This window comes from Streptomyces lincolnensis (assembly GCF_021173675.1).
GTDB classification, from domain to species: domain Bacteria; phylum Actinomycetota; class Actinomycetes; order Streptomycetales; family Streptomycetaceae; genus Streptomyces; species Streptomyces lincolnensis_B.
Window position 1 is genome coordinate 357,933 of record NZ_JAIHON010000007.1, and the last position, 25,819, is coordinate 383,751.

Annotated in this window: 18 protein-coding genes and 1 pseudogene; 10 read left to right on the forward strand and 9 right to left on the reverse strand. The window is 65.3% G+C overall.

Going from position 1 to position 25,819, the window contains the following annotated elements; translation table 11 throughout:
- Positions 1–452: 452 nt before the first annotated feature.
- The 3 genes and pseudogenes from K4B79_RS22645 to K4B79_RS22650 all read right to left on the reverse strand — a co-directional run bounded on the left by K4B79_RS22645 (position 453) and on the right by K4B79_RS22650 (position 4,726).
- Positions 453–3,917 carry a tetratricopeptide repeat protein gene (locus tag K4B79_RS22645; protein ID WP_232028689.1) on the reverse strand — a complete coding sequence of 1,155 codons (3,465 nt, stop codon included), beginning with the start codon at positions 3,915–3,917 and terminating at the stop codon, positions 453–455.
- A gap of 132 nt (positions 3,918–4,049) precedes the next feature.
- A pseudogene (locus K4B79_RS48650) lies at positions 4,050–4,205 on the reverse strand (trypco2 family protein); the annotation flags it as partial.
- 368 nt (positions 4,206–4,573) lie between these two features.
- Positions 4,574–4,726, reverse strand: a complete 153-nt coding sequence (locus tag K4B79_RS22650; protein ID WP_232028690.1) for a hypothetical protein — start codon at positions 4,724–4,726, stop codon at positions 4,574–4,576.
- A gap of 105 nt (positions 4,727–4,831) precedes the next feature.
- Between K4B79_RS22650 and K4B79_RS22655 the strand changes: the two genes are divergently transcribed.
- Both K4B79_RS22655 and K4B79_RS22660 read left to right on the forward strand, forming a co-directional pair.
- Entirely contained in the window at positions 4,832–5,143 is a 312-nt protein-coding gene (locus K4B79_RS22655) for a trypco2 family protein (protein WP_232028691.1), read from the forward strand.
- Between the two features lie 36 nt (positions 5,144–5,179).
- Positions 5,180–5,353, forward strand: coding sequence for an IS110 family transposase (locus K4B79_RS22660; RefSeq protein WP_232028692.1), 174 nt, complete (start codon positions 5,180–5,182; stop codon positions 5,351–5,353).
- A gap of 360 nt (positions 5,354–5,713) precedes the next feature.
- On the opposite strand, the gene K4B79_RS22665 is transcribed toward K4B79_RS22660, so the two are convergent.
- On the reverse strand, positions 5,714–6,196 hold the full coding sequence (locus K4B79_RS22665) for a hypothetical protein (protein WP_232028693.1): 483 nt from the start codon (positions 6,194–6,196) through the stop codon (positions 5,714–5,716).
- 711 nt (positions 6,197–6,907) lie between these two features.
- Between K4B79_RS22665 and K4B79_RS22670 the strand changes: the two genes are divergently transcribed.
- The 4 genes from K4B79_RS22670 (at position 6,908) to K4B79_RS22685 (ending at position 13,865) form a co-directional block, all read left to right on the forward strand.
- Positions 6,908–10,342 carry an AAA domain-containing protein gene (locus K4B79_RS22670; RefSeq protein WP_232028694.1) on the forward strand — a complete coding sequence of 1,145 codons (3,435 nt, stop codon included), beginning with the start codon at positions 6,908–6,910 and terminating at the stop codon, positions 10,340–10,342.
- Complete coding sequence (locus K4B79_RS22675; protein WP_232028695.1) at positions 10,329–11,723, forward strand: hypothetical protein; 1,395 nt, start codon at positions 10,329–10,331, stop codon at positions 11,721–11,723. The genes K4B79_RS22670 and K4B79_RS22675 overlap by 14 nt, the downstream gene beginning before the upstream one ends.
- Before the next feature lie 755 nt (positions 11,724–12,478).
- On the forward strand, positions 12,479–13,030 hold the full coding sequence (locus tag K4B79_RS22680; RefSeq protein ID WP_232028696.1) for a hypothetical protein: 552 nt from the start codon (positions 12,479–12,481) through the stop codon (positions 13,028–13,030).
- A gap of 226 nt (positions 13,031–13,256) precedes the next feature.
- Positions 13,257–13,865, forward strand: coding sequence for a hypothetical protein (locus K4B79_RS22685; protein WP_232028697.1), 609 nt, complete (start codon positions 13,257–13,259; stop codon positions 13,863–13,865).
- A gap of 252 nt (positions 13,866–14,117) precedes the next feature.
- Here K4B79_RS22685 and K4B79_RS22690 read toward each other — a convergent pair whose 3' ends face one another.
- Complete coding sequence (locus K4B79_RS22690) at positions 14,118–14,399, reverse strand: hypothetical protein (protein WP_232028698.1); 282 nt, start codon at positions 14,397–14,399, stop codon at positions 14,118–14,120.
- Between the two features lie 131 nt (positions 14,400–14,530).
- Between K4B79_RS22690 and K4B79_RS22695 the strand changes: the two genes are divergently transcribed.
- Positions 14,531–14,887 carry a trypco2 family protein gene (locus K4B79_RS22695; RefSeq protein WP_232028699.1) on the forward strand — a complete coding sequence of 119 codons (357 nt, stop codon included), beginning with the start codon at positions 14,531–14,533 and terminating at the stop codon, positions 14,885–14,887.
- A gap of 758 nt (positions 14,888–15,645) precedes the next feature.
- Here K4B79_RS22695 and K4B79_RS47870 read toward each other — a convergent pair.
- The gene (locus tag K4B79_RS47870) at positions 15,646–15,774 is read right to left on the reverse strand and encodes a hypothetical protein (RefSeq protein WP_269463766.1); all 129 of its coding nucleotides are present in this window, start codon (positions 15,772–15,774) and stop codon (positions 15,646–15,648) included.
- A 108-nt stretch (positions 15,775–15,882) separates the two neighbouring features.
- Between K4B79_RS47870 and K4B79_RS22700 the strand changes: the two genes are divergently transcribed.
- Positions 15,883–19,746: a hypothetical protein gene (locus K4B79_RS22700; RefSeq protein ID WP_232028700.1), complete on the forward strand. Its 3,864-nt coding sequence runs from the start codon at positions 15,883–15,885 to the stop codon at positions 19,744–19,746.
- A gap of 469 nt (positions 19,747–20,215) precedes the next feature.
- Positions 20,216–21,595 carry a hypothetical protein gene (locus tag K4B79_RS22705; RefSeq protein ID WP_232028701.1) on the forward strand — a complete coding sequence of 460 codons (1,380 nt, stop codon included), beginning with the start codon at positions 20,216–20,218 and terminating at the stop codon, positions 21,593–21,595.
- On the opposite strand, the gene K4B79_RS22710 is transcribed toward K4B79_RS22705, so the two are convergent.
- A complete protein-coding gene (locus K4B79_RS22710) occupies positions 21,592–22,395 on the reverse strand; it encodes a hypothetical protein (RefSeq protein ID WP_232028702.1) in 804 nt (267 codons plus the stop codon). The genes K4B79_RS22705 and K4B79_RS22710 overlap by 4 nt on opposite strands.
- Before the next feature lie 395 nt (positions 22,396–22,790).
- Between K4B79_RS22710 and K4B79_RS22715 the strand changes: the two genes are divergently transcribed.
- Entirely contained in the window at positions 22,791–23,909 is a 1,119-nt protein-coding gene (locus K4B79_RS22715; protein ID WP_232028703.1) for a tyrosine-type recombinase/integrase, read from the forward strand.
- Between the two features lie 280 nt (positions 23,910–24,189).
- Here K4B79_RS22715 and K4B79_RS47875 read toward each other — a convergent pair whose 3' ends face one another.
- A complete protein-coding gene (locus K4B79_RS47875) occupies positions 24,190–24,318 on the reverse strand; it encodes a hypothetical protein (protein WP_269463882.1) in 129 nt (42 codons plus the stop codon).
- Between the two features lie 118 nt (positions 24,319–24,436).
- Positions 24,437–25,639, reverse strand: coding sequence for a sulfotransferase family protein (locus K4B79_RS22720; protein ID WP_232028704.1), 1,203 nt, complete (start codon positions 25,637–25,639; stop codon positions 24,437–24,439).
- Positions 25,640–25,819 lie beyond the last annotated feature (180 nt).

The following is a 25,819-nucleotide window of genomic DNA, read 5'->3' on the forward strand; positions in this document are numbered from 1 at the left end:
GAGCCCATACTTTGATGCCGTCTGATGGTGCGCGAGACCGTGGAGGGTGCCTCGTTGGGCCACTTGTCGGCACCGGTTGTCACCTGTAGTAACCCGTACCGTGCTGGTTGACTGTTCGTCTGGTGCTGCTTTGTCCTGAGTGTGGTCTGCGATGAGTCGGACCTGGCGACCTGCCAGTGCGGGTTCCTCTCCATGGACGGATTCCGAATCGGGACATCGGTCATCCTGGATGGGGCAGTTCCACAAGAACGTCCGTCTCAGCTTGGTGATTCGCCGGTGCGCGGCTTATGCCCCCGCAGCTTGCCTACGCAATTGAGCCGTGAGTCAGGTAGTTGGGAGCCGCAGTTTGGGCGCCGCCTCATCGGGCTGATGCCGGGGGTGTTGCTGCTGTGAGAGCTGCGACAACGTTGCGAACGAGTCCGGGGCTTGGCCCACCAGCGCTGTGATCCTGTTCAGGTCCCGCCTGCAGCTGGCAGTTGGCTGAGGTTCTGTGCAGCCGCAGTTGCGCAATCGCTGTGTTGGGAGTTGACGGCGTACTGGAAGGCGGCGCGTGCCCCGTCAATATCTCCGGCAGCTGTCAACAGGGCGCCGAGAGCGTTGGCAGCCATGGGAGCCCATTGCTCATGGTGGGAGTCGATGGCGAGTTGATAGGCCACCCGCGCTGCCTCTTCGTACTCCGACTCGCATAGCAGCTTGCCGAGTTCATACGCTGCCGACGGACCCTGGTCAGGGCCCTCGGCGTCGACAAACGTTTGGAAGACGGCTCGTGCCCCGTCTGTGTCTCTGGCATTCGCCAGCAGGATGCCCAGACAGAACGCGGCCTCGAGAGCTGGTTGTTCGTCCCCGAAGTCGATGGCCCGCTGGAAAGCCTCCTGCGCGCCCTCGACCTCCCCGGCATCCCACAGCAGGACACCGAGTCGAAGAGCTGCCTCGGGTACGACGCTTGGGTACCCAGAGCCAACCGCCAACCGGTAGGCCGCCCGTGCCCCTTCCTCGTCATGCATGTCGCTCAGCAGGTCACCGAGATGCAGCGCAGCTATAGGTGCGTATTTGGCGTGACCGAAGTCGACGGCCGCCTGAAACGCTGCTCGAGCCCCTTCTAGATCCCCGGTGTCGCGCAGCAGGATGGCGAGGTGGCTTGCGGCGGCGGGCGCGCTGTCGGGGTGGCCGGAGTCCATGGCGGACTGGAATGCGGCCTGTGCCGCGTCCGTATCCTCGGTGGTGGCCAAGAGGGTGCCGAGATTTAGGGCGGCTCGGGGTGAGTATTCGGCATGGGCCAGCTCGATGGCCGTCTCGTACGCTGCCCGTGCTTCTTGCAGGTTGCCGGTGTCAGACAGGAGGATGCCCAGATTGAGGCAGGCGGGAGGTGCGTACTCAGCCTCCTGGGTGTCGATGGCTTGTTGGTAGGCCTCTCGTGCGCCTTCCCAGTCGCCAGCTCTGTAGAGCAGGTTGCCCAAGTTGTACGCGGCCGCCGGCTCGTAGGTGTCGCGGGCCAAGTCAGTCCAGCCGTCCATGTCTGGGGTAACAGCGCGAGCCATTTCGATGGCTGTCGCGTAAGCCGTTTGGGCTCCCTGGACATCGCCGATTCCGGCCAGGAGGAGGCCGAGCTGGATGGCTGCTGATGGTGCGAAGCCGGGCAGTTCGGAGTCGATGACTGTTTGGAACGCGGTCCGTGCAGCTTGCGTATCCCCGGTTGGCGCGAGCAGGTTACCGAGGTAAAACGCCGCCTGCGGCTGTCCGAGGTCGATGGCGCGCTGAAAGGCTGCCTGGGCTCCCTCTGTGTTCCCGGACTCGCCCAGGAGTTCGCCGATGTTGATAGCTGCCAGGGCGGCGATGGGGGCCATGTCGGGATGGTGAGAGTCGATGATCCGCTGGAACGCGATCAGCGCTTCCTCCGTGTGCCCACTCTGTTTCAGCACGATGGCGAGGTTAAAGGCAGTATTGGGGTCCTCGGTCGGAGGGGTGAGGTCGATTGCCTGCTGGCGTGCCGCACGGGCTCCTTCCTCGTCTCCCTCGTCTTCCAACAGGCTGCTGAGGAAGAGCGCCGCGGTGGAAGCATCATCGTGCCGTCTGCGGATCAACTCACCGTACAGACGTTGCGCAATGGCAGTCTGTCCTGCGGCCTTGGCAGCCGTAGCGAACCATAGGGCTGTCTCAGGGGTGGTGCGGGTCTCTAGGTAGGACCAGATGTGAGGGGGGACGGTCGGTTCCTCGTCGGCTATCCACTCGGCGATGGCATCGAATGCCTCGTAGGCGGGCGGGTCTGTGTAGGGGACCTTGCGCAGTAGTGAGGCGAAGGCAGCGACCTCATGCGTGGCCCACGCCAGCCCGGCCCGGAAGGCGGCCTTAGTGATCTCTCGGTTAGGGAAACTCTGTGCCAAAGCATCCTTCGCCAGCTCCAGCAAGCTGATCTGGTCGATGACGGCTGGCAGCCGGGTGCGACGCCAGACCACTGCCGCCCGCACAATGGCGATGCCTATCGGCTGGTCGTGCTGGTGGAACCGGTAGCGGTCCTGGAGGATATTCACTGCAGCGAAAAACTCTGGTAGCCGCTGGAGATGCAGGTTCGGGGCGTCCCGCAATCTGTAGAGGGCTCGTGCTCGTTCGGTCTCCTCGGTGGTCAGTACGGGGGCGAGGGCGCTACATCGGCTGGCTACGCGCAGTAGACGGGCTAGGGGTTCGTCAAGCTCCGCGATCGCGTCCATGGCGCTGTCGTGCAGCGTGGCAGCGATGATGACACCGGGGATGCGCGCGCACAGCTGGCGCAGGTTGTCGCTGGTGAATCCGCGTTGGAAGTGACGCTGAGCGTCGTCAATCCATACGATGGGCGGCTCGGTGGAGTCGCACAAACGATCGGCGGGCTGTTGCAGGAGGACGGCTAGCGGGCGGTGCGCGGGGCTGTCCGGATCGGACTCCAATGGGGTACGCAGTGCCAGGAGCGGGCGGGTTGGGTGCGTGGATTTGAGCGCCTCGAACAGTGTGCGTGACTTCCCTGCCTTGGGTGCACCGCGTACCACGACCAAGCGCATGCATGCCTCCAGAGCGTCCTCGTCGCTGAGCAGGGCGCGTAGATCCTGGTCGATCACGCGCGGGACGTATGGAAGTTGAGCGTTGGCAGCATGTGCGATGTCCGAGGGGAAGACACCGATCTGGTACGGGTCGACGGATGCGCACGGCACCATGGAGCCGGTGCCCAGGATGGCGGCGAGTTCGTCGGCAGTCTCCAGACGATCGGTGTTATCCAGTACCAGCGATAGGCCCATGTCGCTGAGGGTTCGGATGAATCCGCAACGATCGACGAGAGCAGCGATGGAGACGGCGCGCAATGCGTCTCCTGTGTAGTCCGCGCGGCGGTCTTCGACTAGGACGCCGGTCAGCAGGTCGTCACAGAATGCGGCTGCTCCTGAACCGCCGGCCCAGGCGGACTGTCCGTCTCTTGTCCGGGGGACGGCGCTGGTGTCCACGTGGATGGTGAGCAGGCCAGTGCCCAGACCGGTGTAACGCTCGATGTGACCGCTGATGTCCTTGGTGCCGCGGCTGTAGTCGGGCTGCGCCTCGGAGCGCGGGAAGCCGACTGCCCGACACGGAATACGGTCACGCCCGCTGACGCGTCCCCAGCGTACCGGCGGAAGCGAGGGGGGCGCCCACCGGGAGTCAGTGATCTCCAGGAGAGCCACATCGGAAGCGGGGTCTCGGGCGAGATCGGGAGACTCGGTGGGCCAGAGCCGACGCGCTGTGGCCCACTCGGATTCTCCCTCTTCGTCGAATAGGCGGACCTCAAGCGGGTGTTGCGTTGCGTCCCCCGGTTCAGCAATGGCGTGCCAGGCCGTGAGGACGACTCGGTCACCGATCAGGTAGCCAGTGGCTGCCCGGCCGATTTGAGGTGCCCAGATCTGTGTCACCCGGCGGATGTCCATGCCCGGCTTCCTATTCCGCAGTGTGCTCGGGCCAACTCGGCAGGGTCGGTCCGCACTCCTGCCCGCGATCCTGGCATCCTCACAGTGCTGGTCGATCGGCTGCAAGGTGATCTTGAGCGATGGGCGCGCTCCCTACCGGCCCCAGCCCGGGCTTCGACGGACCAGGGCAGAACGAAGACCTTCGTCTCCATCTCCACATCCACCGTGAACTTCCAGCTCTACCGGCCCGGTCCTGAACCTCAGACGCTCCCCCTCGCCCGCATCCATCGCCTGCTGCAACTGTTCGCGAACGGCGCTGGCTGCTTAGCCCAGTTCTGCCGACAGTTCCCCAGTCACGAGGCCACCCCTGTCTGCTTATGCGCCTCTCTAACTACGGTACCCAGCCAGCCGCTGCGGTACGGGCCATCGTGCATTCCCACGACGCCGAGGTGCGGCCCACAGCCTTTGCTGTTTGGGAATTGAGGCGTGCACCGAGGTTGCGACGCCTCTCAGATGCCCACCGGGCCGCGTCCTCACGGAATTCCCTGACGCTCTTTCGTCAAGGGCTATGCGGGGCGTGCAGCCCAGTGAGGCCTGCGAGGTGGGGGCTGTCCCGAGCGCCAGTGGCGGGATGAGAATGGCATGCGTGAGGTCGCCGTGCGCGTACTGGCTTCGGATCAGTGGGCGAGGCAGTCGGCGATGCCGTACTGATCGGCGGTGAGGAATCCGTCAACGTGGGCCTTCTTGAGGTGCTCGACGAGCGTCCCCTCTCCGTAACGGTCAGTGAGCGCGTTCTCGATGGCGATCACGGACTTTGCCGGGTCTGTCACCGGGAGCTCGTACCAGTGATAGGCCCGAGTCCCACTCGGCGAGCTTGTGATGGTGGCTGTGGCTTACCCTGAATTCATCGCTGTGGCTCACGTGTTGGGGGCGCAATGGGGCAGGAACTGTGGGCGGAGCTGGGTGAAACAGTCAGCGCGATTCGGGCCCAGTTGCAACAGGCCATGGACGAGGGCGTGGGCCATGCCTTGCAGTTCCGTACCGGACCGGTGGAGCTGGAGTTCTCCGTTGAGGTGCGCAAAGAGGGTGAAGCGAAAGCGAAAGTGTTCGTGCTGCCGTGGTCCGCTGAGGCGCGCGCTGCGGTGAGCGCGGATGCCGTGCACCGGATCAAGCTCACTCTGCAGCCCGTCGACGCCACCGGCGCCGACGCGCGCATCCACGACCAGGTCCCGCAGCGCCCGCAGTGAATCCCATAGGAGCAGGGATCGACGGAGCGGGTCGGGATGGATGAAGCGCGGGTCGTCGAGGTATGGGTGCCTGTCCTCAACCACGCCGGCGACGTCACACGCTTCCCCACCGAGCACCACTTCGCCAGCTACACCGGCACAGCTCCCCTGGACGCCTCCAGCGGCAAGAACACCCGCCACCGCCTCAACACGGGGGGAACCGCGCGCTGAACTGCGTGCTGCACATCATCGCGGTCTGCCAGATCCGTCTCCAATGGCGCCTCTCGGGCCCGGTGACACCACCCCCCCCAGGTCATGCCTTCGACAGGGGGGAACAGTCATGCCGGGCCCGGAGGCCAGCGGTCCCATTGCGGAACCGCGAAGAAGATAACGGGGGTATCCAGGAACCCCGCAGGTCGCCGCCCGGTGTTGATTTCGGCGCTCATGGAGGCCTTGCGCCGTGCGCGGCAACAGTGGTGAGCCCCTACCCGGGCGAAAACAGGCAGGCTGCGTAGGCAAGTGTGTCTTGACCGTAGGAGCACTGCCAGCCGCAGCGGACGGGGATCTCGTCCCGCATTGTAGCGGGGGGCGTCAGTCGGGAATCCAGCGGACCCGGTAGCGGGCCTGAAGCTGTTCGGCTGTCATGCCCCGTCGCTGTGCCCGCTCGCGTTCGGCGTCGGCCCGCTGCGCGTCGTCTGCCTCTGTCTGCAACGGTGTTGTATCGACGGCGAGTTGGGGTGCCTGCCAGGCGGTGTCGGTGCTCCGCAATGGACCGAAGGGGGCCGGGCCGATGCCGGAGACGCCGACCAGATCGGGAGGTCCGCTCGTGGCCATGAAGATGCCGGCCCGGCCATCGGGGAGGCTCAGCAGGCCGGGCGCGGCATCCCAGAGATCGGCGTCGGTGTCGGTGTGGATGCTGCCCGCCCAGGTGGAATGGCGGTCGTAGGTGAAGTCCGGCACCGTCTCGGGATCAAGTCTGAGTACCAGGGCAGTGACGACCGGCACCTGACGCCCGTCGGCGAGCGTGACCATGCCAGTGCCCACGTACCGGGTTCTGCCGTCTTCCCATGCCATGGCGACTGCCTGCTCTGCCTAGGGTGAGTGGACCGCGATCCTCGCGTACCAGGTAGCGTGCGGCAACCCGGCCGACGCGCGCGGAGCTGGAACGGCCCCCATTGCTGCCGACAGGGCGCCTGAGCGACGCGGCGCAGCAGGTCGCCCACTGGCGCCACAGGCACAAGGACGGGTGCACAGGCAGCGTGGCGGCCGGTCTTGCTCCGGCGCACGCAATAGGAACTGCGGCCCAGCGCGAGAGCCCGTTACCCTCGCTGGATGTCTGATAAGCGGCCTCCGGGCACGTTGGGGGTTGACCTGCGTAAGTCGGGGCTTCGCCCGTGTGGGCTGTGTGGTGTGGTGCGCGAGACGACGAAGGCGCATGTGCCGCCACGGGTGGCCAGCAACCGGGGCCGGGTGACCAGTGCAACCGTTCGTGTCGCCCGCTGCGTCACCGCCCCTCACTTTGTTAGCACCCATGCCCGAGGTAGCGGGGTACGCCGGACGACACAGGTTGCCGCTTTCTGCGTCCTCGGGGTGAATCCCTATGCACTCTGGGTCGCTGCCAACTGGTGCTGTGGGCGATGGAGAGCCATTCAATGGTTCGCAAGAGGTGATACCCCGTCAAGTCATGTCTGATTCTGATGAAGTGGCTGATCATCAAGGGGTGCGCTGGCAGGATGGCGCTTCGGGCGGGGCTGCACCGGCAGCAAGGCGAGCAAGGAGCCGTGGGTGGGGAAGACGATCGAGGGCCGGTTTCTGCTGTTGCCTCAAGAGGCACGCCACGGGGGCTTGTCCGAGGTCCGCAAGGCAGTGGACGTCACCAGTGTGAGCGGCGACTACGTTGCGGTGAAGCTGCTCAAGCAGCGCGACGACGACGTGATCACGAAGCTCTTTCTTGAGCGGGAAACGTCCGCGCTCAAGGCACTGGACCACACGCATATCGTGCGGATGCTCGACTCCGGCTGGGATACCGACCTGGAGCGGTACTTCATCGCGCTGGAGTGGATCGAGCGCAGTCTCAAGGACGAGATGGCGGACGGTCGGCCGCTGGACTGGCCGGCGTTCTTCAAGCGGATCGGCGGGCCGCTGGCCTCTGCGCTCGCTTACGCGCACGAGCAGCAGATCGAGCACCGGGACCTGAAGCCGGCCAATGTGCTGCTCACGGAGGACGGCACGGTCAAGCTCGCCGACTTCGGGATCGCGAAGATCTTCTCCAAGGCCGCGGTCGTCACCGATGAGACGGTGGCCGACTTCCGCTCAACCCTGTACGCGCCGCCGGAGCAGAGCGACGCCATCCCTTACGTCCGTGACGTGTACGCCTACGCCGTGCTGGCCATCCAGGTCCTGTCTCGCAACCAGGCCCAGGACTACCCCGACCTGGCCACGGTCCTTGACGGGCTCACGCTGGACGCCGGGATCCGCGCGGTCCTGAAGTCCTGCATCGACTACGACCCGCAGAAGCGGCCAGCCAACGCCATCGTGCTGGAGCACCGGCTCCTGGAAGCGGAGCGGGTCTGCGGCAACGTGGCTTCCCGTCATCGCAACGCGCTCTGGCTGAAGATGACCCGGCGTGCCGCCCAGAACCTGGTTAGCACGCCAGCGGGGGAGGACATCGACTGGGCGCAGGTGAAGAGCACGGTCCTGGCCGACATCTCCGGCAGCGTCCACGTCGACTACGGCTTTGATCCACGGGACGGCGAGACCGACACGAGCACCATTCGGGTGTTCGGCCGGACGCTGTGCCTGCGCCTGGTCAACGACGAGGAGTACCGCGACCGTTGTGTGATCGTGGCGGCGGAGGAGCAGTCGGAGGAGTGGATGACCAAACGCCGCGACTCCTCCCTCAAGCTCGGGCCGGTGCTGACCTTCACGTTCGACGACCCAGGCGAGGACCCGGCAAACGACGGGCTCAACCTGCTGCTGGACAGCCTCGAAGCGCACCTGGACGCGCGGGAGCAGCGGGCCAAAGAGGGCCAGCGACAGCAGCTCGGTGATCTGTTCGACGGCTGGCGGCGGGTGCTGGAGGCCCGTGAGGAGGTCGCGGCCAACGGGCGACAGCCGATCGCGTATGAGCGGATGGAGGGCGGCGGCCGCACGCGGGCCTTCCACCTGGCCGCCGCAACTGCTGACACTGCCGCGGAGGTCGGCGAAGAGTGGTCGGTGGCGGAGTACCCCTACAGCAGGACGATCGACCGCGGTGAGGTGACCAACCAGACCGGCGACACCGTGGTCCTGCGGATGACGCGCCCCAGGGCGGTCCTGCCGGGCCGGGGTTTCCTGCTGCCCTTCCTGGGGCCGAGCCGGAATGCCATCAACCGGCAGCGGGATGCCCTGAGCGCCGTCGCGGCCGGCCAGACCAGCAACCCCAGCCTGCGGGAGATCATCGACAACCCGGCAGTCCTCCGGGTCAGCCCGCCCGCCGAGATCACGAAGTGGGCCCGCGCCGACCTCGACCAGAGCAAACGGGATGTCGTCGCCCACGCTCTGGGCACCCAGGACCTGCTGCTCGTCGAGGGGCCGCCCGGCACCGGCAAGACCACGGTGATCGCGGAGATCGTCGAGCAGACCCTGAGCCGCAATCCAAACGCCCGCATCCTCATCGTCAGCCAGACCCACATCGCGATCGACAACGCGCTCAAGCGCCTCGAGGACGCCGGCATCAACGGCCTGGTCCGCCTGGGCCGGGTGGACGACCCGCGGGTCGCCGAGAGCGCCCAGCCGCTCCTGTTGGACAAGCAGGTCAAGAAGTGGACACAGGGCGTGCGGGCGAAGGCAGAGAAGTACCTGGAGACCCTCGCCGCCAACAACGGCCTGGAATCCCGCCACCTCAAGGCGGCCCTGGTCCTCGAAGAGCTCGCCGCTGTGGCAGCCGACCTGGCCCACGTCACCTCCCGACTGGAAGCACTGAGTAGCCAGCCTGTCCCCGAGCGCACCACCTCCGCACGCGAATTCAGTGAGGAACTCGTCACCGCTCGCGCCCGCCAGGAACAGCTGCTCGAACAGCGTGCCGAACTGTTCGCCCAGACCCAGTCCATGCTCGTTGGCGAACTCACGCTGCGAGAAGACCTCAGTGCCCAGGACGCTCGTCACGCGGTCGAGGCGCTGCTCGGCCCGTCCGGCCCCGGGCGTGCGCTGATGAACCTGCTGCGTCTGCAGGGCGAGTGGCTGACACGCATCGGCACCGACCAGAATCTGATCGCGGGCTTCTTGCGGACCCGCCATGTCGTCGGCGGCACCGCACTGGGGTTCCTCGGGCACCCGGCGGCACGGGACCTCGAGTTCGACCTGTGCATCTTCGACGAGGCGTCGAAGGCGACCGCGACCGAGGCGCTGGTGCCGCTGGCCCGGGCCAAGCGGTGGGTGCTGGTCGGCGACACCAACCAGTTGCCCCCGATCGACGAGGATCTGCTGCGCAACCAGAAGATCATGGATGATCACCAGCTCATCCCTGAACTGGTGAAGACCACCCTGTTCCAGTACCTCGCCAACTGCACCGAGGAGCCGGTCAAGCACCTGCTGCGCGAGCAGTACCGGATGACGCCGGCGATCGGCAACCTGATCAGCAGCTGCTTCTACGGCGGCAAACTGATCTCCCCCAACAACCATGTGCTGCCGGGCTACGACATCGTCAACAAGCCCGTGCTCTGGCTCGACACCAGCACCCTGCCCGGGCGGCGTGAATCCGAGCGCTCGACGGCGGAGACCAGCATCTCCAACCGCGTCGAGGCGCAACTGGCGATGCAACGCCTGGAGGTCATCGACCGGGCCATCGGCAAACAGGTCATCAAGACACCTGCAGGGAAACCGCTTGAGGTCCTGGTGATCGCTCCCTACGGCCGGCAGGTCGAGGAACTCAACAAGCGCCTGGCATCCCGCAGACTCAAGCACATCACCCCGGAAGCACTCTCCGTCGACGCGGTCCAGGGCCGCGAGTGTGATCTCGTCGTGTTCTCAGTGACCCGCAGCAACAGAGACGGGCGCTTCGGGTTTCTCGGCGAGCCCTACTGGCGGCGCATCAACGTCGCGCTCTCCCGCGCCCGCTACGGCCTGATCATCGTCGGTGACGCCGGCTTCTGCCGCAGCAAACCCGGCGCCCTGCGCGACGTCCTCGACTACATGAGCGGCCACCCGGAAGACTGCGAGATCCTCGATGCCTACGTTTAGTCCCGACAGCCTCCTGGCCATCCGCTTCCAGCACACCCGCCCCGGACTCGAACTCGTCCAGGTCGTCGACGCCGCGCTGCCCGTCGCCCGGATCACGGCCGACGTCCTTGCTCAGGACAGCAAGGAACTCCCCCTGATGGAGGAGTTCGTGCTGCGGCTGGTCGGTCACGACATCACGAGTGTCCCCAGCATTGCCGGCGTGCTCGGTCTGGACGGCCGCATGGTCGACCAGACCGTCGCCACCTTGTTCACCTCGGACGACCTGCGCTGGGCCCGCCCCGCCGCAGACAACGCCCGCTCCCGCACGCTGCGTCTCACCGACAAGGGTCACCTCACGGCGCAGAAGGCGGCCGCCGTGGCCCCGGTCCGGGTCAACCAGCCACTCGTGTACGACCAGTTGCTGAACAGAGCGGCCCCCTACGACCGCCACACCACCATCCCGCGCGGGCAGGCCGTTGAAGACGGCATGATCATGCTGCCTGTGGCGCGGTCCGGCCCGATCGACGATGGCGCCGTCACTGCGGCCGAGATCACCGCCCTGCTTCGTGAGAACGGCACCACCAACCGCGAAGTGCTGCAGGTCAAAGGCATCACCCAGGCCAAGGCGCGCCGCATCTTGCCGGTGAAGCTCCTCGTCTACGCCGACCAGGAACGCACCGACATCGAGATCGGCGTGGTCGTCGACGGTGAACTCAGCCATGCCCACGAACTTGAGCTGATCGGCCACGGCGGCGCCAAGACCCTCGGTATCACCGTTGCCCCGCCCTCCGAACGCCCCCTGCTGGACCCCGATCTCGAACAGGCCCGCGTCCCCCTGCCGGAGGTCACCCAACAACGGGCCGAGCAGGCAGCCTTCCAGCTCGGCTCGCAGACACCCACACCGGGCCCGCCCGTGGCACAGGAGCCGCAGGCCGACGAGATCCGCGCGATCGGCGTATTCGAGCACCCCGATGTTCTCGACGAGGCTCTCACCAACGCCGGCCGCCGTCTTTTGATCATTTCGCCCTGGATTAAGAACGCGATCATCACCACGGACTTCCTCGGGAAACTGGAACGGCGTCTCGCCCGCGGCGTGAAGGTGGACATCGCCTACGGGTACGAGGAGAACGACACCAAGACCGACCCGGCTGCCGTCCGCAAGCTCACGAATCTCGCCAGCCGCTACCAGGACAAGTTCACCTTCACTCGTCTCAAGAGCACCCACGCCAAGGTCCTCGTCTACGACGACGTCTGGGTCACCACCTCCTTCAACTGGCTCTCCTTCAAGGGCGACCCTGAGCGCACCTACCGCATGGAAGAGGGAAGCTTTGTCCGCAACCGGCAGATCGCGGACACCCACTACGCCCGCTACCTCGAACTGATCACCGAGCAGCGCCGGTAGGCCGTCGGTAGTGCCTCGGGCCCCCGCACTTCCCGCAGCCGCGTCGGAGCATGCACGAACCGGGCGGAACAGTCCGGTGACGGCGTCCTCGATGTCGGCGCAAGCCTTGGGGAAAGATGCCCTGTCGCCGTGTGGTCGCGAACACCGCCCGTTCCAGGCCGCTGTCAGCCGAGACCGAACGGAGGATTTCCAGGCAGCCCGTCCTGAACAGCACGGACCTCTCACTACGGCATGTCTTCGATGGCCAGCCGCGGCCAGCCGCCCATCACCGTCCGTACGCCGGGACGGCCAGGCGGCCGGGCGGCGCTGCGAGGTGGTCGACCGCATCGTCCGGGTGGCCAGCGCGCCAGTAGATCAGGTCTTAGGTTCCCTCATGCAGGTCTTTGGTCCACGGCCTGGGCCCAGCAGCAGTCAGAGCCTGCGTCTGAGCCCTGCATGAAAATGTGCCGGAATTGTCGACTGCGTGGAACGCTGGCGGGGGTGCTGCGCTCTAATGGACGTATCACCCCGTCCAGAGGCCCAAAAATGGGGGGCACATGAGGGATCGGGATATGGGAACGCCATATGAGGGGCGCCGGGACCCCTCTAGGGAAGGGGAGTTGCGGCGAGAGCTTCGCTATGCCAGTGGGCTCCGTGAGGTCAAAAATGAAGAGTTGCCCTGGAGTGCTTGGCTGACCGAGCGCTCAGGTACAACGACAGATCAGAAGGTGACGAGAATTGAGCTCGGGTCGTCCGATCGGACGACTGATCACACGATGGATCTGACCTACGACGTTCCAGTCTTCGTCAACGAGGAGATCGTTCTAGACAGTGCTCGCAGAGAGCTCGCCAGGGAACCCGTCCCGGCGACCTGCGCGGAAGCCAATGAGCGCGTCAAGCATCTCGCGATCAAGTTCTACCCTGTTCGTGAGCAGGGCGCGCATGCCATCGCTGCGGTCTGTCCCCTGCGCGGGGAGGAGGGAATTCCCTCTCTTCCCTGGGACGCGGCGACGGTCGGACTCACGGCCGAGTTCGGGGGTATTGATGCTGCCGCTATGGACGCGGCACGAAGGGCGATGGCGGGGAGGGACGACTGGACGGCCAAAGCGACTCGGTGTCTCGCCGGTGGCTTTCTCGTCTGCCTCATGCCTACGTCCGTTGTCGGAATGACCGCCAGCCTCCTTAGCGAAGCAGTCCGCAATATCAATGCAGAGAAGAAAGGGGAGGCCGTCGAAGAGACGCGGCCGGCCAAGGCGCGTGGGGACTTCTTCCAAGGGCTGGCGTTCAGCGGATTGCTTGGTCAGTGGGAGGACCTCCTCAAGTCCTGAGGTGCAGGTCAGGCAGCTTCCGGCAGCACGTAGCCGTGGGCGACGTCACGGCGTTCGGCGGGACGGGCCAGCGGCATCACCCAGTTCGGCGATATCCTCGCCGCGGCCGTGCCTGAAGGTCGACGCTCACGCAACTCCCCACCAGCACCGCCCCCTTCCCCCTAAACCGTTCGCAGGTTTTGCGCTTTCCTCCCGGATCGGCAGACAAGAGCACCATCATTGGCCCATGCCCGTCTCCAGCCCTGCCCAGCGGCTCGCCGACCACGTCCAGCATCTTCTGGGGGACGGTCCGTTTCCCCAGCCCGGAGGATGGAACCACATGGGTGCTGTCATCTGCGACGTCAGCTTCCAACCCCGGTGCGACTATGAGGCAACCCTCCGGCCGCGGCTTCTCCGGCTGCAAAAGAGCTGGCCGGACGCGAGAACAGTCCGTGGATTCCAGGGCCGGCTCGCCACGGAAGACCTCGCCGTCGCCATGAAGTTCAACCATGCTCAGAAGGTCGCGACAGCCCACGCCATCACCGACCTCCTAGCTGACCACGGGGTCGATACCCGCGAGGACCTCCACACGTGGCTCGCCCAGCAGGCCAATCGCGCCGCTCTGCGCACGGTGAAGGGGGTGGGACCGAAGAGCATCGATTACATCGGCAACCTTGTCGGCCGTTCACACATTGCCGTCGACGTACATCTGCGCACCTTTGCTGCGGATGCTGGCGTTCCGGATCTCCGCTACGAGCATCTGCGCGCTGTGTACGAGGAAGCCGCCACACTTCTCCGCCACGAAAGAAGTGGGCTGGAACATGCCGTCTGGCGGTACAAGTCAGGGGCCGCGTAGGCACCGCTTCCACAGCCCCCACCCGGCGTCGAACTGCGCGCTCGGTCGAACAGATGGGCGGGAAAGGTGAGTCTGCGGGTAGGGAATTGCGTGAAGTTCCACACCTGGTGGAACTTCACGCAATTCCCCAGCCGGAACTTCACGGAATGGGTCGGTGGCATCGCGGTGCCACCGCCTTCGTCCTCATGCGGACGCCGGAGCTGCTCCTCGTTCCCCATGGTCGCCAGGGTTTGCGGGGGCCGTGCTGGTCAGTCAATCCATGTCGTTCCACGTCCACGACGGTGCAGCACTCCCGTCAGGTTCACGTCTGAGTCGGAACTGCTCCCGGCTTCCTCCGAGGTCGATGAACAGATCGAAGTGTCCCTCAGCAGCAAGCCGCTTAATCAGGGTGGTGACGTAGTCGTCGGCCCCGGCCTCCCGAAGCTCCCCCAACAGCGGGGCGATGGCGCCTGTTTTGTCGAGGGTGACGTGTGCTGCGGGGTCACGGGTCAGCAGCGCGGTGACCTGCGCATCCGCGCCGACCTCCCGCAGCACCCGCAACAGTGAGATGACGGCGTACGGTGCCGACCGCTCCGTTCGTCGGTTGTACAGCAGCTCCGGCTGTCGGCAGACTTGATCTCACGCGGCCGGCGCCAAGCCGCCTGGTGCAGGGGAGAGGCTGGAAAATGAGTGAAGTGGATGATTTTGAACCGGGCGTGGTCGATCTAGACAGCACAGGACTGGCGCAGGCGATCGAGTCATTGAGGGCTGAACTTGGTGCAGCCCAGGACGCAGGGGCCGACCAGCAGTTGCGGTTCGAGGTTGAAGAGGCGCAGTTGGAACTGTTGCTCGAGCTTCGGCGTGATGTGAAGGCAGGGGCACAGTTGAAGTTCGGTGTCGTTGCGGCTGGTGTGGACGGTGCAGTGGGTGTGGCACGCACACATCGGTTGACGTTGAAGCTCAAGGTGAAGGACGAAGCCTTGGGTGGGCGGAATGCTGAGGTGAGCAGAAGGCAAAGTCGCCCCTGGGAGGGGGAGGAATAGAAGTCATGGATCCGCAGCGGCTTGTCGACCTGCGTTGCGGTGACGCGGATGCTTCCCGCTCCTACGGGTCGGGGTATTTGGTGGCCCCGCAGTTGGTGTTGACTGCAGCGCACGCTGTACTTGACCGCGGTTCCACGCAGCAGTTCTCACGCATCGATGTGCGCGTGGGACACCCGGCACACGGCGAACCTTCCCGCCGCTCAGGACAAGTGTGTTGGACAGGTCCTGACAGAACCGATGTTGCCCTGGTCTGGCTGAATGAGCCAGTGGCGGTTGAGGGATTGGTGCGATGGGGCCGGCCTGCTGGAGGAGAGATCCTGTCCTACCAAGGGCTCGGCTTCCCGCTTCTGGCCGAGTACGAGGACGCCCAGCGCAGGGTAGAGCAGCTGCGTGGCGAATTGCCATCCCTGGCCAGCGGTCCCCATGGAGCCTTCGTTTTGGACCAAGCAGCGGCGCCTCGCGTCCGCCCAGGTGGGGAGAGAGCGTGGTCTGGGGTCTCCGGTGCTGCGGTCTTTTGCTCCGACCTATTGGTGGGAGTGGTTGTGCGGGACGATGCGGAGTTCGACAACCGGCGTTTGCACGCGACTCCGGCCCACGCCTTCGTCGCCGACCCTGAATTCGCTGCCCTGATGAGACGGCACGGGGACGCACATCCTGAGATCGATCATATCGGTGGGCTAGCTCCGCGCGATTTGATGGCCGCACCGAGGCAGAGCGCCCTGCCTGAGCCTGCCGCGGTTGTGCGGGGTTCCGGCGGGCTAGGTCAGTTCCGCAGGTGGGAGCTGCTGCTGCGGCGGGAGCCGCGCGCGATCAAGGTTGCAGATGGTGAGGAAGTTCTCCTGGAGCGCACCCGTGTACTGGCAGATCTGGTCGGGGCGTTGGAGCACGGTCCGGATGGCCGGGTTGTTGTGCTGCGGGGTGAACCTGGGGTAGGCAAAACGGCCCTCGCTCTGAGGGCTGTTGACGCGCTGAGGGATCGGTCCACATCGGCTTTCGTGGCTTCCCTGGTCGCAATGCGCCGGCACCCAGGTGCGCTGGCGGACCTGATTGAGCAGGCGGCCACGGCGAGTGCAGGCCCCGCGGTACTGGTACTGGACGGAGCGGAAGGCGTCTTGGAGGGGAATGAGGACCTCTGCGCCGAGGCCGTGGAAGTGGCGTTGGCCGCGAGGATCACGCCTGTGCTGGTGAGCCGTGATGATGCTGCAGACGCGCTTCGTGCGTTGGCTTCGCGGCTCAGCGCCTCCGAGGTGACGGACTTCTGCGTGCCGCCTTTGGACGATGAAGAAATCAGCACAGTCGTCGGCAAGGCGCCCGCGCTGGCGACACTGGCTCGTGATCCGCGATCTCGCTGGTTGCTCCGAAGGCTGGTTGTTGTCGATCTCCTCCTGCGCTCGGTGGAGCAGGGAGGGGAGATGCCACCAGCACTGGCCAGTGAGGCCGACGTGTATATCCATGTCTGGCTGGCGCTGGTGCAAAACAACGGTCGCCAGGTTAGGGGCGTGATGCCTGACGATCGGTCGGGGGCGCTCATGTCTCTGGCAGAAGCCCGACTGACGGGACGTAGGGGCCAGGCGTTGTCGGGCCCGGTAGTGGGCGCTTTGCGTTCGGATGGTCTCCTCGCGCCGTTGGGAGCTGCGTCTGCGGTGTCCAGCGACGAGCATGCTTTCGCACATGATGTGCTACGGGACTTCGCCATTACGCGTCGGCTTCTCTTGCACGACGGTCTGGAGATGCTGGATCGCCATGGCCCGCGGTGCGCAGTTCGAGCCGCGCGGATCGCGTGTCAAGTCACGCTGCGACCGTCGGCCGAGGGTTCCTTCGCGGACCGGTGGGATGAGACGTACGCGCAGTTTCAGCACTTGGCGAGCCTGCACGGTCCACGCTGGGAGGAAGTGCCGTGGGAAGCCCTGCTGTCAGCCGGCTGGTGCGGTGAAGCTCTCGAAGTCCTTACCGGAAGGCTGTTGCGGGAGCCTGGTCTTCTCACGGCACTGTTGAAATGCGTGTTGCTGCGCTTCGTCCAGGGAGGGCGGGGCGATGCGTTGGTTCTCGCACCTGTCGTCGCCTGGTTGGTACAACAACGCACTCCGCTTCTTGATCGTGCGCAGGATGAGTCAGCCGATGAAATCGTTCTGCAGTGGCTGCGCGCGGTAGCCGAAGCGGAGATCTGTAGTCTGGACATCACCGAGCACCGCGGACTGCGCGTTCGGCTGCGGGACGCTTTGCTGCAAGCGGCACCGCAATACCCATCTGACGGTTTCGTTGAGGCGCTCGCCTTGCTTGGGACTGACCGTGGTGATGAAGTTGGCGTCCTGTTGCGTGAGCTGGCCAGTGAGCGGCCTCAACGGCTGATGCATGCGGTTGATCGCCTGGACGCAGCGCGATGTCTTGCGACAACCGATGCACCGCTCTTGGCGGAACTGGCGCTGGCCTACTATCGACCGCGCCCCTCGAGGCCGAGGCACGGAGCCTCCAGATCTTACAGAGAGGGAGGGCAACATGAGTTCCGTGACATCCGCGAGCAAACTCGAGCAGCTTGGTACCGAGGGCCGTTCTACGTACTCCTGTCTGCCTCTCCCCAGCAGGGCACCAGGCTGATCAACAGGCTACTTGATGCGCAGATGAAGTCGGACGTGGTGTCTGAAGGGGAAGAAGCGCGGGATGGGCTTCTATGTATCGACTTTCCGGGACTAGAAACCCGTGACTACCTTGGTGATCTGAACTCGTGGGATTGGTACCGAGGCGGCCTCAACGGCCCTCAGCCTTCCATGAGTGCTTTGATGGCCCTGGAACGATTCTTGGACGACCTGATTCAGACAGACACGGTCACTGTACAGCAGGCGGCCAAGGCTGTTCTGCAGAATGTGGGGACGCCGGCCGGAGCGGGCTTGGCTTACGGTCTGCTCGTTCGGCACATTGAGCAGGTGAAAGACGAGCTAGACGGCTTCCTGGCATGCCCTGCGGTATGGGAACTGGAGCTGCAACGGGTGACCACCGGGCAGGTATTCAACAGGCTTGGGAATAGATCCAGTGATGACTTTCGGGCGCAACCTCCCCAAAGAGTAGCGATGTCATTGGTTGTGGCAGCGGGCCAGCGCAACGATCAGTCTGCGCTGAAGAGACTGCAAGACGTGGGCAGAAGACTTCGCGAGGCGCCGTCACCCGGCCTCGATGTCCTGGCCGTGGGCTACTGGGCGGACCATCTGGACTGGGAGCGGTACAGCGTGGCGCGGGAGGGACGCGAGGCCGTCGTTGAGGTGCAGCCCTCCGTCGACATTGCTGAAGGGCTGGGTCAGCGCCAGGCGGCATCCCAATTGGCCCACACACGCTATGAACTACTGAATCGGTACGCCCATGGCAGACGCCTGCCGCACCGCCCCTTGGCAGCTGAAAACTTCGATCAGGAGCGCCTGCTGACCGACATCGCTGCGGCGCGCGCTCTCGCCGAAAGCGAGGTGGATGCCTGGGACGGAGTCTGCGCGGTAGCAGCGGCTTCGCTACATGCTGTCGCACAGGGCTTCCGAGTTCCGCCGGATGATCTCGAATGGTCGCTGAGCCTGTTGACCTCAATTGCACTGGAGCAACCGGCAGAGGGTAGCCCGGATTCGCATTCCGTTTTTCCTTGGGGTGTGCATCGCCTAGCTGCCCTGGCTCTGCCAAGTGCGCTGACGAGTACGGCAGGTCTGGGCTCATTCCAACTAGACAGCGCCACTTACAGTCGAGTCAGGTCAGCCGTCATAGCCAGCGCCGGCTCCCTTGTGCACGAGGTGCGTGCATTCGTGGTCGAGGGGCTACGGCCGGTCTGGTCTGCTGCTTGCAATAGAGGGGATCGCCCATGCCATCACGAAGTGGCATGGGATTCAGTGCAGGCGGGCTTGCAAGTCGTGCTGGCGCGCGCCAATGCCTATCTCTGCGGACACGGCTCATCGCGACCACCGGTCAGCAGTCTCGAACAGCTGGTCGGTGAAGAGGGTTCCTTGCATGCTCTGGGAACTCTGGCGCCTGCAGTATTGGAAGCGGCACGGACGCGTCACTGCCTGACAACTGACGCCCGCGCTCTTCGCACGCCCTTACTGAAAGCCTACGCGCGCGTCGCTTGCGCGTGGTCCGACATCGACCACCACCGAATCGGCGAGCAGCAGAGCGCGATGGCAGCCGCTCTCTTGAGAACTGCGGTAGACGATCCTGAAATGGTTCACTCGCTGGGTGAGGAGCTCGTTCAGTCACCGGCAGCATTCAGCCATGTCCTGTACGGGCTCAAGCTCACCGCCACCTACGAACCCGAACTCATTGAGCCTTTGGGTGCCGTCTGGCCCCACCTCATGGAACTGGTTCTGACACAGCCGGTGCGCCGGGACCCCGACCCGCGCGACAATGACTGCGCCGACGAAGAATCGTGGGCGGCGCGAGAGCAGCACGATGAGTCATTTCGAACGTACGCCCAAGAGCAGTTGATGGGGGAACTCGTTCCTCAACCAACCCTCTCCATGGGGGATGCGGACATGGACTCGACCTTGCGTCGAGCACGGGCTCGATGGCTGCAGCTTGAGCCATTTGAGGAACTTATCGAGACATGGACAGCCCATAAGCCCCAGAGCCGCTTTGCAGCCGATCACCTCATCGACTTCCTCAAGACTCAACCAGTCACCAAGCAACTGGATCCAGGCTTGCGATGGCTCCGTCAGCTGGTAGTTGCCCCCTCCGGAGAGGCAGAATCCCACGGCTTTGCGTTGGCAGATTGGTTGCGAAACCTTCACCCGTTCCTGACGAAAGCCACGCGCGTTCACTACCAGTCCCTTGTCGACGGTCTTGCTTTGAGCGGGCATCCCCAAGCCGCAGCACTTCAGCAACTGGATGAATAGTTGAATGCGAAGCATCGAGGCGGAGAGGGGTATCCGCGCTTGATTCCGGGTGAGCAGCGATCCGCTTCGATGGCGCGTTACGCCCAGCCGGAATCCTTACACGAGGCCGCGAACAGTGGGTCGGCGAGTTCACCACTGCGGGGTGATATAGTGCAGGATCAGTTCAGCCCCGCCCTTCGAGATCCCCAACAACAGTGCGCCCTGCTGCAGCGTGAGCCTTGGCCGCCGTACGCGGCCCTCCGGCCACTGCCGTCTTCGTGGAGTCCGGTTCGGGCTCGTGGCCGCCGGGGAGGCAAAGCCCGGTGACCAGCAGCGATTTGGTATCGATCGATGTGTTCTGCGCCCTGGATGTGGGCAAGTCCACCCACACGCACCGAACGCCGCAGTAGGCACTCTGGCTAGAGCGGCATTTCCCCTGAAGCCCAAAAAAACTGGAGCAGGGTGGCCAGCTGATTGCCACACTTGCGGGATGAGTCTGTTCGACGCCGACTACTACGATCCCGACGAGATGCTGGCGCATCCACGACACCAGGAGATGCAGCCGGTCCTGGCCACGCTTATCCAGCAACTTCGGGAATGCACGACGGAGGAGGATGGCGTCGCGTTCCAGCGGGATCTGCTCACCCGACTGTTGGACGTGGAGAAAAGGCGCAGGGAGCTTAAGCGTGCCGCAGACCGTGTGCGTAAGGGGAAGGCGCCCCAGCCGGAGGCCCCCGTGCCGCAGTCCGGTCGCGATCTCCGGGACGTGCAGACCTGGCGGTTCGAGCACGATGTGTACGAGAGACTGGCTCGCCAACTGCGTTCCGTCGGCGATGCGCTGGCCTGGCGAGCCTTCGGCTTCCACCGGCCCTTCATCGTCGCCTTGTGCCGCAATGACCCACCCGGCCCGATGTACGGCAAAGCCGGGTTGCAGGCTGAGCTTGAGTACGTCGAGAGAGTCTTCAAGGAGAACGGCTCCTTCGCACTCCTCCATGACCTGACCAATTGCCTGCGTATCGGCGACATCACGGTGTGGGACGGCGTCCATCCGCCGCACACCGAGGAGGTCAAGACCAATCCGAAGGCCCGCAAGAGTGCCCAGATCCGGCGCATCAACCAGGCCAGGGCCGCAGTGCTGGAGGGCGGTCCACTCCCGGGGAGCAACGCCTCGGAGATCCTTCACGATCTGGACCTGCCCCTGCGTACACACCTGGACGTCATGCGTGTGGCTCTTGAGGAGGCCGCTACCGACGGCATCCACGCCACCGTGGTGCCCGGCAGCAGGGTCCTGTACGTCGTCGACCAATACGGTTGTGCCCAACAGGGCTTTTCCTCTGCGCAGTTCAACGAGCGCCTTGGGCGGGACGTGAGCATCGCGCTGGAGCGTGCAGGCATCGCGGCTGGTCGCGAGGACCACAACGTCCACGTCACCAGCATGGACAGCACCGCCCGCAACCCGCTACGGGTGCCGTGGGCGAACTATCCGCTGAACCCAGTGGTCTGCGCTCGCCTGATCGGCGACTACGCTTCTGTGACCGTCGAAGCCTCCGGGCCAGCGCTGGCCAGCCTGCTGAAGGTCGCCGGCCTTGACGCCCACTGGGTCCGCCCGCCGGGGAAGTCAGATCTCCGGCCCGGCCAGGTTGTCATGGAGATTCACCAGCAGGAGCAGTTGCGTGCCCTGCCACTGCCGGGAGGTCTGACGATGACCCCGGGTTGGACGCTGCAAATGGGTCGATCCGAACTTGACCGCTATCTGATCGAACTCGTCCAACCGGGCTCATGGATCGCAGGCATCAAGAGTGTGCTCGCCGAACGCCGTGTTGGGAGGCCGTGGCCGCACTACCGGAACGAGCACGAGATCTGGCTCTAGTAGTCCAGCGTCAGGGTCGGGACGGACTCAGATTTCTCATAGTCGAGCAGCGGGCGCCCCATGAGAGACCTCGTTCCGTCGCGGGAAATGATGAACGGCACGCACTGAAGGGCCTTGTAGACCTTAACCATCTGGATGTGTCCGCCAATCGAGTGGAACCTGTCGGAGTCGATCATGAAGGCCAATGCCTTCATGGGTTCCATGTCGAACGCACCCGGGCGAATCCCGTCAGGTGTGCGCAGGAACTCCACAAGAACTGCCCGCGCTTCGTCGATCTCGTCACCGATGATCGAAAGTACCTTCTCATCGTGTCCTTCACCCCTCCACGGATTGCCGGGGCTGAAGGTAAACCTACGGGTGGCCTTGTCGAAATGCAGCTTCCAGATCTTGAACTCGTGAGTGGTCCAGTCGTACCCCGCTAGGAGGAAGAAGGCTGCAGGAGCTTCCCACAGGTCCCTTGGGATGTCCGTGAGCTGGTCAAGCATCAGGTTGACCACGCGGATGAGATGCCCCTTGAGCTTCGCCAAGGGCTGCCTCCGGCTGAGCGCACCGCCATAAGCGTTGATGGAGTTGATGGCCTGAAGCATGATCGGGTAGGCGTAGTTGGTCTCACCCGCGAAAGCGATCGCCGCATCCCCGCGGGGCAGCGGGATGATCTTAGGTGCCGCGTCCCAGGCTCCTAGAGACCTGAGTCGACTGTCGCTCGCGATGATCATCTCTTCTGTCTCGCCGACCTTCCTGACCCAGGCCATTGTGAGTGTCATGCGACGTTCCTTGTCTTCTGGGGTGGTATGGGCCATGGAAGGCGATCCATGGGCGGCATCGCTGCTGGTCGGTGGATGGGACCGAACATCGGTGGCGGTTGCTGTTAGGTGCAACACGACGTTGCCATGAAGTTGTTGGCCGAGCGAAGGTGATCCATCCGGTTCGCACGACCTCGTTCCGAGGCATTGCGGCCAAGCGGTGCGGGTAGCGATCATTGGCCTCAAGGTGTGCTAAGTAGGGAACGGTTGCGCGGTTGGCCAGTGTGTTTCAGAAGTGCAAGGCCGATAAGAGGAACCGCGATTATCCCTGTGGCGGGTCGCGGTGTGGTCATGCGTGGACGGTGCGCTATCGGGAGCCGGGAGGGCGTCGTGGCCGACAGCGGGAGGCGTCGTTCTCCCGGAAGGGGCAGGCGCGGAGTTTTGCCGTCGCTGTGGAGCAGGAGAAGCTTCTCGGTGTCCGTGCCGGGGTGTTGGGGTCGTCACGGACCTTGGTTGATGTGTATCGCGAGTACATCGATGGCGGGCCGTACGCGGGGTCCACGCGGTATCAGTACGAGGCGAGCCTGCGTCTGCACGTCGAACCGTACTTCCGGCAGCGCACCATCGGTTCTCTCAAGCCCAAGGATCTTCGGAGCTGGCTGACGTGGATGGTCGAGGAGCATGGGTATGCGCGCAGCACGGTGGTCAACCGTTACGGGATCCTGCGTGGGGTGCTCGGGTATGCGGTCGCCAATGGCTATCGGGCCCAGGATCCGTCCCGGGGCTGGAGCACCAGCCGTCACTACAGCCGGCGGGGCAGGCGCAAGGCGGTGCGGTTGCCCACGCTGGCCGAGATCACGGTCATTGCCGAGTATCTTCCCGCGCCTTACCGGTTGTTGGTGTGGTTGATGGCCGGGTGCGGGTTGCGGATCGGTGAGGCGAGCGCGGTGTGCCTGCATCAGTTCGATTTCGTGGCCGGCATGCTGCTCGTGGACCGGCAGATCACGCAGGACGGGGGAGCGCCGAATCCTGGGCGGCGCGGGCGTCGGGGTGCTGCGGTGAAGGGGCGGGGCCGGGCGCATCGGATCCGGCACCTGAAGTGGCGCGCGCCGGGTGAAGGGCGGCTCGTGCCGCTGCCGGGCGTGATCGCGGCCAAGGTCCGTGAGCATGTGCGGAGTCATGGCACCTTCCGCGTCGCTGACGACCCGAACCACATGGCCGGGGACTACTTGTTCGCCAACATTGGGCGGACGAACATCCTGATGTATGCCCTGGTGCATCGGCTCTGGCAGGCTGCCAGGAAGGCCGCGGGTATCACCCGGAGGGTCACGCCGCAGTGGCTGCGGCACTTCTTCGCCTCGGTCGGCCTGGCCAAGGGTGTACCCGTGACGGACATGGCCGCCTGGCTGGGCCACAGTGATCCGCGCACGACCTACCAGACCTACGCCCACGTCCTGCCCGACGCTCCTGAGCGCCTGCGGTCAGTGATGGACGACGTGCTCACTCTGAAGACCCAGCTCGTCCTCCCGCTCCAGTTCGAAGCGCCGCACGAGACGCTGACTCCCTGCTGAGAGTCGGCCACATGCCACGTGGCGAGACCTTGCTGATCGAGGGCCACCTCGCTCCATCCGGTGAACAACGGCTGCCGGGACGTAGAGCGGCGACGCGTGGGACATGCCAAAAGAGCAGGCCGACTGTATAGGCGTCCACCGCCGTGCGAACACGGTGCGTAATCAACGATGGAGGCGGATCGGCGCCTCAGACGGACCGTCCCGCAACGCCTGGTGATGGCCTACCAGCACGGGGAGATCCCGGTGCTGATTCGGTGCTGACTCGAACGCCCGTTCCTGACTAAAACCGCAGGTCGTAGCTCTGTTCGAGTGGGTGGTCGTACCACTCGATGGTGGTGCCGATGAGGGACGCGGCGACGATGCGCTTGAGGTTGCCCGGGGGTGGGGGAGCGGTTGCTGCGGAGGCCATGTGCGCCACTTCCTCGTGTGCGGTGGGGACGGGTACGTGGGCACACGGTAGGAATCCACAAGTCCAGGGCACATGTGGTGGGACTACACAGTTCGAGGGCGGGGTGTGCGTGTTGGCGCTATGTCGGTGACACGGCGCGGTCGACGTCGGCCCGCAGCGCGTTGTAGTCCGCGAAGGCGGCCTCGACGTCGGCGGGGGTCAGGCCGTAGCGGGCCAGGTCGTAGGTGTGGCGCCGGGTGCCCTTGGGGCGGGCGACGGCCGCGGGGAGCCGGGCCGCGTCCGCCCGGGTCCAGGGGGCGCCGACGGCGTCGTAGAGCTTCGGGGCGCCGGAGGCTGGATCGGAGCCGAGCCAGGAGTACGGCACGTCCACGAGCTGCTCCGCGGGGATGGTGGCGCGGGCCGCCAGGCCGCGGGTCATGGCGCGGCCCAGCAGGGCGAGCCAGTCGGCGCCGATGCCGGCCGGGTCGAGGGGGCGGGCGCTGATCGCCATGCCGTGCTCGATCAGGCTGCAGAAGGAGGCCACGGCCGTGACCGGGTCACGGTGGCACCACACGATGGTGGCGTCGGGGAACACCGTGCGCAGGGCGTCCAGGTTCTCCAGGTGCATCGGGGACTTCAGCATCCAGCGGCGGCGCGGGCGGCCGTGCTGGAGGACTTGGTAGACCTGCTTGAGGTACCGGTAGTCGGGGACGAAGTCCTCCCGCGCGCAGTGCCAGTCGCGGTATTCGGGGATGCGGGCCTGGGAGAACGGCATCAGGGCGTGCGGGAGCGCGAACGTACACTCCTCCGGGCCCTCGGCCGCCATGGCGTGGATGTCACGGAAGCGTGGCGCGAAGAGGTCGGCGCCCTGGACCATGCGGCGCCCGGCCGTGATCGCCTTCCGTCGCTGCCGGGGCGGCAACTCGAGGTCGGGCGCCAGCAGTTCCCACAGCAGCGGGGAGCGGTGCTCGTCCGACAGCGCGAGCACGGCGTGGGTGACGGTGGTCGCGGTGCGCGGCAGGCCCACGACGAACACCGGCCTCTCGATCGGCTCCCGCTCGATCTCCGGATGCTCGGCGATCAGCCGCCGGACCCGGGCCCGGTTGGTGAGATGCCGGCGCACATGCGCCTGCGCCGACTGCCAGCCGACCGGGGTGAGCCGCTCGGCCTTCGCCCACCAGCCCAGCAGCGACCGGAAGTCCTCGACGAACTGCCGGTCCCCGGCCGCCTCCCCGGCCTTCGCGGCGATCCTGTCGAAGACCCGGCCGGAGTCGTGCCGGGAGCGGAAGGCCGGGCGCACCAGCAGGTCGGCGAGGGCGAGGGCGAGCGCAGACGAGGACACACGGCGAACCTATCCCGTCGAACGGGCCTGCGGTGATCGGAAGTTGGCCGATCACGCGGAGAGGGTGGCCGGAAGACCTCGGCTGTCCGGCCGTCCTGGGCGACGCGGTCATGGACCATCGCGGGGCGCCGCCACAGGACCGACCGCAGGCCCCGCGTCAGGTCCTTTCGGCAGCGCGGC

What these genes read in the sequence shown, in the direction of transcription:
- K4B79_RS22680 (WP_232028696.1), top strand. Translation starts at nt 12,479, where the DNA reads ATGGATCTGACCTACGACGTTCCAGTCTTCGTCAACGAGGAGATCGTT.
- K4B79_RS22710 (WP_232028702.1), bottom strand. Translation starts at nt 22,395, where the DNA reads ATGGCCCATACCACCCCAGAAGACAAGGAACGTCGCATGACACTCACA.
- K4B79_RS22660 (WP_232028692.1), top strand. Translation starts at nt 5,180, where the DNA reads ATGGATGAAGCGCGGGTCGTCGAGGTATGGGTGCCTGTCCTCAACCAC.
- K4B79_RS22695 (WP_232028699.1), top strand. Translation starts at nt 14,531, where the DNA reads ATGAGTGAAGTGGATGATTTTGAACCGGGCGTGGTCGATCTAGACAGC.
- K4B79_RS22645 (WP_232028689.1), bottom strand. Translation starts at nt 3,917, where the DNA reads ATGGACATCCGCCGGGTGACACAGATCTGGGCACCTCAAATCGGCCGG.
- K4B79_RS22685 (WP_232028697.1), top strand. Translation starts at nt 13,257, where the DNA reads ATGCCCGTCTCCAGCCCTGCCCAGCGGCTCGCCGACCACGTCCAGCAT.
- K4B79_RS47875 (WP_269463882.1), bottom strand. Translation starts at nt 24,318, where the DNA reads ATGGCCTCCGCAGCAACCGCTCCCCCACCCCCGGGCAACCTCAAGCGC.
- K4B79_RS22665 (WP_232028693.1), bottom strand. Translation starts at nt 6,196, where the DNA reads ATGGCATGGGAAGACGGCAGAACCCGGTACGTGGGCACTGGCATGGTC.
- K4B79_RS22705 (WP_232028701.1), top strand. Translation starts at nt 20,216, where the DNA reads ATGAGTCTGTTCGACGCCGACTACTACGATCCCGACGAGATGCTGGCG.
- K4B79_RS22675 (WP_232028695.1), top strand. Translation starts at nt 10,329, where the DNA reads ATGCCTACGTTTAGTCCCGACAGCCTCCTGGCCATCCGCTTCCAGCAC.
- K4B79_RS22655 (WP_232028691.1), top strand. Translation starts at nt 4,832, where the DNA reads ATGGGGCAGGAACTGTGGGCGGAGCTGGGTGAAACAGTCAGCGCGATT.